Raw genomic sequence first — 11,841 nt, 5'->3', positions numbered from 1 at the left:
ATTCGCGTTTTGGCGATGGTAAACCACAAAGTGATTTGCATGGCAATGTTCCATCACAGAGATCGATATGCTTCGATCGCGTCGTCTACAGAGTTGAAAATTTGCAGTTTTCCACCCTCAAGAACCGCCGCGCGATCGCAATGTTCCCGTATCAGATCTGTCTGGTGTGCCACAATGATCATTGCCCGGTCTGCACGCTTCTCAAAGAGTTCGACATCGCATTTCCGCGCAAAGCGATGATCTCCGACGGACATACCTTCGTCGATCAGGAAGCAGTCGAATTCAATCGCCATCGAAATGGCAAAGGCAAGCCTTGCCCGCATACCCGAGGAATATGTCTTGACCGGCTCATTGAGATAGGAGCCGAGCTCGGCGAAGCACTCAACCTCGTTCAGTGTATTCTGGAAATCGACGCCGTATACACGCGAGATCAAACGCGCATTGTCCCGCCCCGTCAGGCTGCCCTGAAACGCGTCGCCGAAGGCAAGCGGCCATGACACCGACATATCCTTGATGACGCGTCCGCTATGCGGCCGGTCGGACCCGCTGATGATTCGGATCATGGTCGACTTGCCAGCGCCATTCCGGCCCAGGATGCCCCATTTCTCGCCCCGCTCCACCCGCAGATTGACATGGTCGAGGATCACACGTTCACCACGACCATGATTGATCGGATAGCGCTTGCACACATCGACCAGTTCAAGCATGACGGCAGTCAACTTAGCTGAACTTTTCGTACAGAAATATTGACTAAAGCGTATGAAACCAAAATCATCCCTGTGATTGAAAAAATTGTGTATCCGATGTGAAAAAACGTTGGCAGCCTGTTCCCGTAATAGCCAAAATGAAAATATTCAACGGCATCAATTAGAGGAAAATACAATAAAAGGCCTCTAAATTGTTGGGGAACAAGAAACAAAGGAATAAATACGCCAGTAAATGGAAGCATAAGGTATGTTATTATATGCGATATTCGTTCTATTGTTTCGCTTAGCTCGGCTAGAGCTGCCATAATCATCACAAACGCAAAAGAGAAGGCGACCACTAAAAAATACCCAAGAGTCATTGCCAATAAATTTGCCGGCCATTGGCAAATTCCAAGTTGAATAAAAATAACAAAAAGAACGATAAATGATCCAGATGCGCCGGCAAACTCGAGAAGTATACGTGAATAAATTATATCAATTGGTCGTATTGGCTGATGATGCAAAAGAGCTCGATTGACATCGAGGGATTTCATGACCCGACCAGTTCCGTTCCGCCAGAGCAGTAACGTTGGATAGCTGACAGCCATATATTCGGCCACGGAGTATGTTCCAAAACTTTCCGTGAACGAAAAAATCAACGTGACGCCAATTACGAACATCGCCGGTTCGGCCAGCAACCAGAACGCGCCGATCCCCTCGCGACCGAATCGGGTAATCACCTCGCGCATCGTCAGTGCCCAGATCACACGTCCCTGGATGCGCAGTTGCTGACCGAAGGTAAGATCGGTTTCAGCGGTCATGATGTTCTTTCACCCCGGCGATGATCACGCTGAAGATGCCCCAGAGAAACAGACCCAATACGAACACCGCGAGAATGCCGCGCATCCTTTTGGGTTCGAGCGCCTCGTCCGGCAGGTTCGGTGTGACGACGGTTTCGATGAAGAGCTGCTGCTTCTGCGCGCGGATCCGGGCCTGCTCGAGTTCGGCGATGGAAGCGGCGAGTTCCTTTTCCGCGAAATTCATGCTCAGGGCGAGTTTTTCATAGGCCACCGATTTCGATGCCAGTGAGTTGCTCGCTCCGGCAACCTTGGCTGTCTGCCTCGCGATTTCCGCGCGCGTCGATTCAATCGCCTTGCGGAGTGCCGGAATCTGCGGGTTATCGCTGGTGTGCAGCAGCATCTGCGCCAGCCGGCTTTCTTCCTGGATCAGCTGGTCTTGCAGTTTTGAAACGAGCTGCAGCTGCAAGGCGGACTGGGGCGCGGGGTTGAACACGCCGTGAAGGTTCCGGTAGGTCGCCATTGCCACGGCCGAATCCTCGACCTTGGCCTCGTTCTTGTTCACCTCGGCCTGGTAGAACCGCACGGAATTCTCATCCGCCCGCGCATTGATCTGGTCGACCAGGTGCTGCGCCAGCTTGAGGAGCTGTGCATTCATACGCTCGGCGTCGCCCGGTGTGTATGCCTGCACCTTGATCGTGCTGATGTTCGACGTGGCATCCACACCATCCGAGACCATCGTCTTGTAATAGAGGTAGAGGTTCTCGAATGTCTTGCGGAGATAGAGCGGACCGCCGAAGCGGTTGAACCAGTCAATTTGCGGCGAGCTGTACATCGCCTTCACATCGAGCGATGTCTGCAGAGACGCCAGCGCGTTCCGCGACAGCAGGTAATCCTGCACGGCATAAACGCCGTAGCTGTTGCCCGAGAGGCCGGCACCGGCAAGGAGCGAGCTGATGCCGGACGTGGCACCCGGTGTCATCTGCGGATTGTAGATGATGAAGCGGGATTCCGAGATGTAGACGTTGCTCGCAATGAGACCGTAATAGGCCGAGGCGATCAGCGTGGGCAGGATCACCGTGATCAGGAAAAGACGATTGATCCTGCGGCTGATCCCGCGAAAAAATTCCATTGTCTGGCCTGGCAGTTTTCGTGTGGAAGTGTCGTGCGCGCCTGTTTCACGGCGCTCCAGCGGAGCAGTGTCTGAGTGTGTCGACATGGTCACTCCACCGGTGATAGCGAAGGGGCGCTGCAACCTCAAGCGTCGCGAGGCCATGGTTATCCGCGCCGCTCAAGCAAATTCACGGTTGTCTCGATCTGTTCGACAGTGTGCGCGGCGCTGATGAAGAACCGCACGCGTGCGGATTTTTCCTCCACCGCGGGATGGATGATCGGCTGAGCATTCACCCCCTCGGCAAACAGCGCGTTCGAGAGCCTGGTCGCCTTCAGCGACGATCTGGTGATGGCGGAGATGATCGCATGTCCCTCCGAGTGTCCGGTGCGAACGCCTTTCGCCTTCGCGCTTTCGAGAAACAGAAGGGCATTCGCCCGCAACCGGGAAACCCGTTCGGGCTCGGTCTCGAGAATGCGGAGTGCCTCAAGCGAGGCGGCGGCCAGTGGCGGCGACAGGCCGACACTGTAGACAAAGCCCGGCGCGGTATATTTGAGCAGCTCGATCAGCACCCGGCTGCCGGCGACATAGCCGCCGCAGCCAACCAGGGTTTTCGACAGCGTTCCCATCCATATGTCCACACTGCCCGACGGAACGCCGCAGGCTTCGGCGATGCCCTTGCCGCGTGGCCCGAGCACGCCGAGCGAATGGGCCTCGTCCACCATCAGGAAGGCGCCATGCCGTTCCTTGATATCGATGAACCGGGGCAGATCGGGCGTGTCGCCATCCATGCTGTAATGGCCTTCGATGACGATCAGCACACGCTCGAATTCTCCGCGCACCGCGCGCAGCGCGTCGTCGAGTGCGGCCCAGTCATTGTGCGGGAAGCTGCGGCGGTGCGCGCCTGAAAGCTTCACGCCCTCGATCACGCTATTATACGCGAGAGCATCGTGGAGGATCAGATCCTTCGGCCCGAACAGGCTGCCGATCGTGCTCACATTGGTGGCGTGGCCGCTGACGAAGACGCAGCAATCCTCGGCATCGTAAAATGCGGCGAGTGCTGCTTCGAGATCGCGGTGAACCGGTCGTTCGCCCGCCACAAGCCGGCTTGCCGAAGCCGTCGTTCCGTAGCGGACGAGTGCCGCCTCGGCGGCTGCGGTAATCCGAGGATCGCGGTTCAGCCCGAGATAATCGTAGCTCGAGAAATTGATATAGTCTCGCCCGCCGATTTGCGTCGTCGCGCCTGCGGCGGCATCGTGCATGCGGAAATACGGATTCTCGATGCCGAATTCCCTTGCCGCGGTCTGCGAAACCAGCAGCCGTTCATAGGCCGGCATCCTTTCGAAGCGGCGGAACGCCTCCGGGACGCGGGTTCCCGCGTCCATGCGCGGCGCGGAGGGACCTGCATTGCGTTTCTGCCCGCGAAACCGGTCGAGCAATCGGGCGCGGGCGGCCTCGCCAAGGGGGACGCGGTCGCTCATGGTGCCAATCCCTTCCCGCCGCCCGCGGCTTCGCGCACTCGTGCGGCGAGCACGTCGATCTTGATATCCTGGTCGGTCTCGGCATGGCTCGCTGCCATGACCCGAACCAGTTCGGTCACCGCGTCCGCGGTCTCGGCGCTGCCGACAATACCGTCAAGCACCCGTTCGGCAATGCGGTCGATGCTGGGATTCTCGTTGATCAGCATGGGGGGAACGCTGACCCCGAAGCGCTTTTCCAGTGCGAGCGATAGCTCCACCGCCATGAGCGAGTCCATCCCGAGTTCCAGCACGGACTGGGTGGGGGCGATCCGGTCTGGCGGCAGTCGAAGAATCGCGGCGATTTCCGCGGCCAGTGCCGTCACCAGTTCGATCCGCGCTTCCGCCCGCGGCAGGGCGCGGAGCCGGGTGCGGAAATCATCGCCGTCCGCGGTGGCGTCTCCCTTGCCAAAACGGCGACGGAGTTCGTCGAAAAAGCGGCTCTGGGCCGCGGGCAGGGCGCGGTGAAGCGCTGCGCCGTCGATATCCATGACCGCGAGTCCGGTCCGGTGGCTGCCAAGGATCAGGTCTAGCCGCGCGAGCGCGCTGGCGGCGGCGAGAGGGGCGACGCCCAGCCGCGTTTCCAGCGCCTCACGCGCCAGTGCATTGTCGGTCAGCACGCCGACATCGCCGATCGGCCCCCATGCTACCGCGCAGGCGGCCAAACCCTCGCGCCGGCGTTGCAGAGCGAGCGCCTCGATCGCGCCGTTCGCCGCGACGTAATTCGCCTGACCGGGGTTGCCCAGCAGCGTGGTCGCCGACGAGAACAGCACGAACAGGTCGATCGGCATCGACCGCGTCAGTTCGTGCAGGTGCCGCGCGCCGTCGAGTTTCGGCGCAAGAACGCTGGCGAACCGGCTGGCGTCGAGATTGCCGAGCAACGCATCGTCGAGCACCATCGCGGCATGAACGATCCCGCGGAGCGGCGGCATGGTCGCGGCTATCGAGCGCAAAGCGGCGGCAAGCGACTCCCGATCGGTCACATCGGCCGCCAGCGCGATGGAATGTGCGCCGCGCGCGCGCAGGGCGGCAAGCCTCTCCTCGGCGTCGCGCGCAGCAGGGCCCTGGCGGCTGAGCAGCACGATATGACGGGCGCCGCGCTCGGCCAGCCACAGTGCGCAGGCATGGCCGAAACCGGACAGTCCGCCGGTGACGAGATAGGTCGCATCGGGATCGAGGGCCATGCGGGGCGGTGGCGCGGCCGGGCTTATGTCGCGCGGCGGCGTCGCCAGATCGATCACGATCTTGCCGATCTGCCTTGCCTGCTGCATGTGCCGGAACGCCTCGACGATCTCGTCCGCGGCGAAAATCCGGTGCGGCAGCGGGCTCAGTGTCCCGTCGGCGAAAAGCTGCATGACGTCGCGGAAAATCTGCGTGGACAATTCGGGCCGAACCTTCATCAGCTGGTCGGCATCGACGCCGAAATAGCTGATATTGTTACGGAACGGCCTCAGCCCGATCGCGGTATTCTCGTAAAAATCACGCTTGCCGAGTTCGATGAACCGGCCGAAGGGCCGCAGCGCGCGCAGGTTGCGCTGGATGGCCTCGCCCGCCAGCGAGTTGAGGACGACATCCACACCTTCGCCACTGGTCAGGTCGAGAATGGCCTGATCGAAATGTGGATCGCGCGAATCGATGACGTGATCCGCCCCGAGCAACTCCACGAAAGCCCGTTTCGCAGCACTTCCGGCACTCGCGAAAATCTCGGCGCCGAGATGGCGCGCAATCTGGATTGCCGCCAGCCCGACCCCACCCGCCGCGCCATGGATCAGGATCCGCTCGCCCCGGCCGAGACGCGCCAGATGCGCGAGCGCATACCAGACCGTGAAGAACACCGTCGGCACCGTCGCCGCTTCGGCATGGGTCCATCGTGCGGGCTTGCGCGCCACGGCGCGGGCAGGAACGATCACATGGCTGGCGAAGCTGCCGCCCGCGAAGGCGAGCACGTCATCCCCCGGCGCGAGGTCGACGACGTCCCGTCCACACCGGCTGATCCGCCCGGCCACTTCGAGCCCGAGGGTTGCGCCGGCGAACCCATTCTCCAGGGCTTCGTCGCCGAGCAGGCCCATCGCGTACAACACGTCGCGGAAATTCAGTCCCGCCGCCCGCGCCTCGATCTCGACTTCGCCAGGCCGCAGCTCCCGCCTGGCAGAGGGGCGCCATTGCAGGTTGCGGAGCTGCCCGGGCAGGCTGAAATCCAGCCGCCAGCCATGGTCGCCGGCCAGCGGAATACCGAGGCTCGCAGGATCGACCGGCTCCATCCGAAGTGCGAGGCGGGAGCCGGGCGTCAGCACGATCTCGGGCTCATCCCGGTTCTCCAGCACCTCGCGCAACAGGCGCGGTGCCAGCCCGGCATCCGCATCCGGCAGGTCGATCAGCGAGATGCGCAGGGGATGCAACTCGTTGGCAGCTGTCCGGCACAATGCCCAGATCGCGGCACCGCCGGCCGTTGGCGGGTTCAGACCGGTTTCACCGTGCAGCGCGCCGCCGCTGGTCACGATCCAGACCCGCGCCTCGGGCGCATGACGCGCGATGGAAAGCAGCTGCTCTCGCAACCGGTCGCACGCCTGCGCGAGCGATGCGGCGTCGGGGAGCTTGTCCGGTTCGGCTGGGAACAGCACGTAGTGATCGCCGGGTGGCAACAGCGGGTCCCTGTCCACGGCCTGCCCGGCCGCGCCCAGCGCCTCGGCAAGCGCGTCGGCGAGGGGTATCCAGGCCGGAGCAACCGGGTCTGGAATGATCCAGCAGGCATCATCGCGGGAAGCTGACGGCGCTTCGCCGCGTGGCGACGGACGTGCCAGGATGACGAAACTGCCAAGGCCGAGAGGAGCCCCCGCCGTATCGGGCAGCAGGCAAAGCTCGGTCCAGCCCATGTCATCCAGCGTGCCAAGCCAGTCCTGCGGCGGCACGAGGCTGCCCTGTATCTCGCCGGAGGCGTCGTGCCACCAGCGATCCTCGATCCCGTGCGAGAAATCGCTGACACGGTCGGGAGACCGGCCTGCCAGGATCAACACGCCGTCGAGGGCAAGGCACCCGCGCAGTTCGCGCAGGGCATGCGCCGGGCGGGGGGCTTCATGCAGCGCATGATGAACCACAACAATGTCGAAGCCGGCCGTCGTCTCGGCATCTCGCAGCAGGCTGAAATCGAGCGCGTCAAGCGCAATGACGCGGACGTCCTCGCCGCCATGATCATGTTCGAGCCGTGCCCGCAGATCGTCATCGGCCCGCGCGATCACGTATTTCAGGTCATGCGCCGGAAGCACCGGGCGCAAGCGGATCAGCATCGTCTCCTCTGCCGAACCGATATCAAGAATCCGCACCGGCCGTCCTTCCGGCCAACCGGCCATCAGGCGCTCCACCGTCTCCACAATCCTGCGGTTGGCGATGGCACGAACCGGGCTGCGGCTCTCGTCCGGTGGCGGTCCGATCTCTGCTGCGATCTGGGCGGGATCGATCATCGGGTCGGCAGCAAGCATCTGCCCGATCCGGCCGATCCGCAGAAGCTCGGGTGCCAGAACCGGGCAGTCGGCCAGGACAGACGCCCAGATCGACATGGTGGGGGGGATGTCGTCGGCGGTGCTATCTTCACCCGCCAGGCCCTCATCCTCGGCCAGATGCGAAAGCCAGCGCTGGAACGGCTGCCCCTGACGCCAGGCGTCAATGCAGCCCGGCCCGCCGGCCGCGATCGCATCGCGCAGAAAGGCAACCGGGAGCATTTCGAAAAGTGCTGCCGTCTCGGCGAAATATCGCTCTGCCTCCGGATTTTCGGCTCCTTGTGCGGCGGCCAGCAGCGTCTCGGCGATCGGCCGCAGCGCCGGCAGGGGAAACGTGTCGCCGGGCAGGGGGGCGAGATGCGGCCTACCGATCCAGAATCCGGGAAGCGATGCGCCGTTACCGAGCGGAGCGGCGCGGAACCGGGCGGATTCGATGCGGGCAACGAGAATGCCGGCGGCGTCGAACAGCTCGAAGTCGGCCGCGGCGGAACGCTGGCCGGCCCGCAGGAGAAGCGCGCGGATTTCGACGGCCGGCCCGCCGCCGGGCTGCACGGTAACCCGGCCAAGACCGACGGGCAGGAATGCCATATCCCGCGCCGCGCCGCGCTCGTCGCCGGCAAGCCAGCCAAGCACCGACTGAAAGCATTGATCGACGATGGCTGGATGCAGGATAAAGCCATCCTGCGCCGTTGCGTCCTCGGCCCAGGCGAGGCGGGCGCGCAGAACCTGCCCCTCCACGGCGATATCCAAGATGCCGCGGAAGGCTGGACCATATTGAAGGCCGATCGACCGGGCATGTGCGTAATGCGCAGCCCCCTCGATCGTCGCACTCCCCTGTCCAGGCGCTTCAATGGCGGGCACGGCGGGAGATGTGGGTGCGCCGAGAAGTCGTCCCTGGGCGTGCAGGGTCCACGGTGTATCGGCAAGGCGTTGCCGTCCCTCGATCCGGAAACGCAGATCCGCGGGCGAAAAGGTCAGCCTCAATGTGCGTCCATGTTCGCCATCGAAAGCGACGGGCGCCAGGATGTCGAGTTCCTCGACGATCTGCCCGCCCGCACCATACCATTCCCGGGCGGCGGCCAGCGCCATTTCGAGATAGGCCGCGCCGGGCAGCACCACCGCATCGCCCACCCGATGATCCGCCAGCATCGGCAGTGTCGCCGGATCGAGCTGGACTTCCCAGCCCGCCGGCAGATCGCGTAGCCGGTAGCCGAGCAGGGGGTGGATGGCGATACGGTCGAACAGGCCGAATCGCTCAGTCGTCGCGGAAATGCGGAAATCCTCGCGCTGCCAGGGATAGGCGGGCAGGGGGACGTGCGGGGCCGGCGTCGTCGGGAAATAGGCCGCCAGGTTCGTCGTTGCGCCGGACAGCGTCGCCCGCAATGCCGCGATCCGCAGGGCTTGCGCCGTGTCGTCCCGACGAGGCGCTATGGCGATGGCGGTTCCCTCGGTGCCGGCGGCGTCGAGCGACTCCGCGATGTAGCGTTGCAGGATCGCCTGCGGGCCAATTTCGATGAAGATACGAAAACCGTCGGCGCAAAGTGCTGCCATGGCGGGGCCGAAGCGCACGGGTTCGCGCACGTTGCGCCACCAGTATTCCGCACCAAGCTCCGCTGCGTCGAGCTTGGTACCGGTGACGCTGGAATAGAATCCCGCCTCTGCCGCGCCCGGTTTCAGCGTCTCCAGATCGGTCAGCAATCTGTCCCGAATCGGATCCATCCGGCTGCTGTGGAACCCGTAATCGAGATCGAGCAGCCGGTAGAATGTGTCACCCATCGCCCCGGCAAGGATTTCGAGGGATTCGACGCTGCCGGTGACCGTGACGTTGCCGGGGCTGTTCTCGGCGGCGATCTCGATCTCCTCGGCAAGACCGAGTTCGGCAAGCCGGGCGCGCATCGCCGCGATACCGAGCGCCGCGGCTGCCATCCTGCCGGTGCCGCGGGTCAGCGCCTGCGCCTGGCTGCGGGCGACGATCACGCGGCAGGCCGCCTCGATCCCCAGCGCGCCGGCAGCCCATGCCGCGGCGATCTCGCCAACGCTGTGCCCCATGGCGGCTTCGGCGGCGATGCCAAGATCGCGCAGCCGGTTCGTCGCCGCGACTTGCACGGCAAACAGCGCAGGCTGGGCAATCGCGGTATCCTCGAACAACGAGGTCTCATCCGCGGCGAGGGCTGCCAGTATGTCAGGTCCGCCCATCTGCCTTACCAATGAAGCGATGTCGGCAACATCGCGGGCGAATGCCGGCCAGTCGCGCAGCAGCCGGCGGCCCATCCCGGTCCATTGCGCGCCGTTGCCGGAATAGATGAAGGCCGTCCTGGCCGGACGGGCGAGCGCGGTGGCGCGGACCACGCCGGGAGAGTCCTCGCCGGATGAGAAGGCCAGCAGGGCGGCGCGCTGGTCCTCGTCCTCGACATCGACGATGGCCAGCCGTTCGCGGAGCCAGTCGCGCCGAGTCCAGGCGGCATGGGCAATGCTGCCGCGATCCGGCGCCGCCTTCAGGCATTCGGCATAGTGTCCGGCCAGCGCCCGCAACGCGGCTGGATCCTGTGCCGAGAGGACCAGCGGCTGGGCCTGCCCTTCTGTCGGCATCGTGGCCTCGACGCGCGCGTCCTCGCCCACTTCGATGATCGCATGGCCATTCACGCCGCCGAAGCCGAAGGAATTGACCGCGACCCGCCTTGAGCCGACCGAAGGGAGCGCCTGTCGCCGGCGGACCACGTCGATCCCGAGTCCCTCGAAATCGATCGCCCGGTTCAGCGTCTCCGCATGCAGGGTGGGCGGAACGGCGCCATGCCTTGCCACAAGCAGCGCCTTGGCGAGGCCGGCAACGCCGGCCGCTGCCTCCATATGGCCCAGATTGCTCTTGACCGAGCCGATGGGCAGGGCGCCGTTTCGCTTCTGCCCGTAGACCCTGCCGATTGCGGCCGCCTCGATCGGGTCGCCGACCTTCGTGCCGGTGCCGTGGGCTTCGAGATAATCGATGTCCGAAGCCGCCAGACCGCTCTCGGCGAGCACCCGACTCATCAGTTCCTGCTGGGCCTCTCCGCTCGGAATGGTCAGGCCGGTCTTGCGTGCGCCATCGGTATTGACGCCGGTTGCGCGGATGACGCCGAGAATCCGGTCTCCATCCCGCTCTGCCGCGGCCAACGGCTTGAGCACGAACATGCCGCCGCCCTCGGCACGGACATAGCCATCCCCGCCCTCGGCAAACGAACGGCAGCGGCCGCTGGCCGAAAGCATCGAGGCTTTGGTGAAACCGATGAAAGGGTAGGGATGGAGGAGAAGATTGACACCGCCGACGAGCGCCGTCCCGGCCTCGCCGGTCCTCAGGGCAAGGCATGCATGATGCAGCGCGACCAGCGATGACGAACACGCGGTATCGACCGCAACGCTCGGCCCGCGCAGGTCCATCACGTAGGAGATGCGGTTTGCGGCAACGCTCATCGTGTTGCCGGTCATGGTGTGCGCTGTCAGTGTCGCGAGGTCGTCAACCAGTCGAACGCCATGGTCCAGCCCGGATATCCCGAGATACACCGCGCAGTCGGTCCCCGCCATGCGCGAGGGCGGAATGCCGGCATCCTCTAACGCCTCCCAGGCGAGTTCGAGCAGGAGCCGCTGCTGCGGGTCCATCAATTCCGCTTCGCGCGGCGAAATGCCGAAAAATTGCGCATCGAACGCGCCGATGCGCTCGATCACCCCGGCATTGAAGGTGATGCTGCGGCCCGGTTCGTTGCGCCTCGGGTGCGTCAACAGCCCGACCGGCCAACGATCGTCCCCGATTTCGGTCACAAGATCGCGACCGTCGCAGAGCGCGCGCCACAGATCGTCGGCGCTGCAAATTCCACCGGGCAAGCGCAGCGACATACCGACGATCGCAATCGGCGAGGTCTCGGAAACTACGGCCCGCATTCTCGAAGTCTTGAACTCAATTGTGATACGCCCGTGAAAGTGTTTAAAAAACGCGACTTCTCTTATAGTGAGACGATTTTCTTTGTTTTAGACGGGAAAACATCTACGTCTATAGCCTATATCCTGGCATCAGGCCAAGACAGCAATGGGACAACCGAAAACAAACGGCAACGGTATCTCACGATCATGTTTGTGGTGCGGGTCAGCATTGTGGCGACGCAGGGCCCTCCTCCTTCCCCTCTCAGGCCGCCGCCGCCATACCGGCGCCTGGCGGCACAATAGCCGGGTCCCCGTGTTTCAATCCGGTGGCACTCGATTTCAACAGGA

General features: G+C 63.6%; 5 protein-coding genes. All 5 read right to left on the bottom strand.

Annotation, left to right across the window (positions count from 1 at the left end; genetic code table 11):
- Window positions 1–53: 53 nt before the first annotated feature.
- On the bottom strand, window positions 54–707 hold the full coding sequence (locus HUW10_RS07045; RefSeq protein WP_174502844.1) for an ABC transporter ATP-binding protein: 654 nt from the start codon (window positions 705–707) through the stop codon (window positions 54–56).
- Between the two features lie 8 nt (window positions 708–715).
- Window positions 716–1,507 (bottom strand): ABC transporter permease, encoded by a 792-nt coding sequence (locus HUW10_RS07040; protein WP_174502843.1) that lies wholly within the window; start codon window positions 1,505–1,507, stop codon window positions 716–718.
- Complete coding sequence (locus HUW10_RS07035; RefSeq protein ID WP_174502842.1) at window positions 1,497–2,615, bottom strand: capsule biosynthesis protein; 1,119 nt, start codon at window positions 2,613–2,615, stop codon at window positions 1,497–1,499. Before HUW10_RS07035 ends, HUW10_RS07040 begins: the two co-directional genes overlap by 11 nt.
- A 146-nt stretch (window positions 2,616–2,761) precedes the next feature.
- Window positions 2,762–4,075: an aminotransferase class I/II-fold pyridoxal phosphate-dependent enzyme gene (locus tag HUW10_RS07030; protein WP_174502841.1), complete on the bottom strand. Its 1,314-nt coding sequence runs from the start codon at window positions 4,073–4,075 to the stop codon at window positions 2,762–2,764.
- Window positions 4,072–11,514 carry a type I polyketide synthase gene (locus tag HUW10_RS07025; RefSeq protein ID WP_174502840.1) on the bottom strand — a complete coding sequence of 2,481 codons (7,443 nt, stop codon included), beginning with the start codon at window positions 11,512–11,514 and terminating at the stop codon, window positions 4,072–4,074. The genes HUW10_RS07030 and HUW10_RS07025 overlap by 4 nt, the downstream gene beginning before the upstream one ends.
- Window positions 11,515–11,841: the final 327 nt, after the last annotated feature.

Source organism: Acidiphilium sp. C61 (assembly GCF_905116885.1).
GTDB lineage: Bacteria > Pseudomonadota > Alphaproteobacteria > Acetobacterales > Acetobacteraceae > Acidiphilium.
This window is presented reverse-complemented; position numbering and strand designations above follow the sequence as displayed.

What these genes read in the sequence shown, in the direction of transcription:
- HUW10_RS07040 (WP_174502843.1), bottom strand. Translation starts at nt 1,507, where the DNA reads ATGACCGCTGAAACCGATCTTACCTTCGGTCAGCAACTGCGCATCCAG.
- HUW10_RS07045 (WP_174502844.1), bottom strand. Translation starts at nt 707, where the DNA reads ATGCTTGAACTGGTCGATGTGTGCAAGCGCTATCCGATCAATCATGGT.
- HUW10_RS07025 (WP_174502840.1), bottom strand. Translation starts at nt 11,514, where the DNA reads ATGCGGGCCGTAGTTTCCGAGACCTCGCCGATTGCGATCGTCGGTATG.
- HUW10_RS07035 (WP_174502842.1), bottom strand. Translation starts at nt 2,615, where the DNA reads ATGGAATTTTTTCGCGGGATCAGCCGCAGGATCAATCGTCTTTTCCTG.
- HUW10_RS07030 (WP_174502841.1), bottom strand. Translation starts at nt 4,075, where the DNA reads ATGAGCGACCGCGTCCCCCTTGGCGAGGCCGCCCGCGCCCGATTGCTC.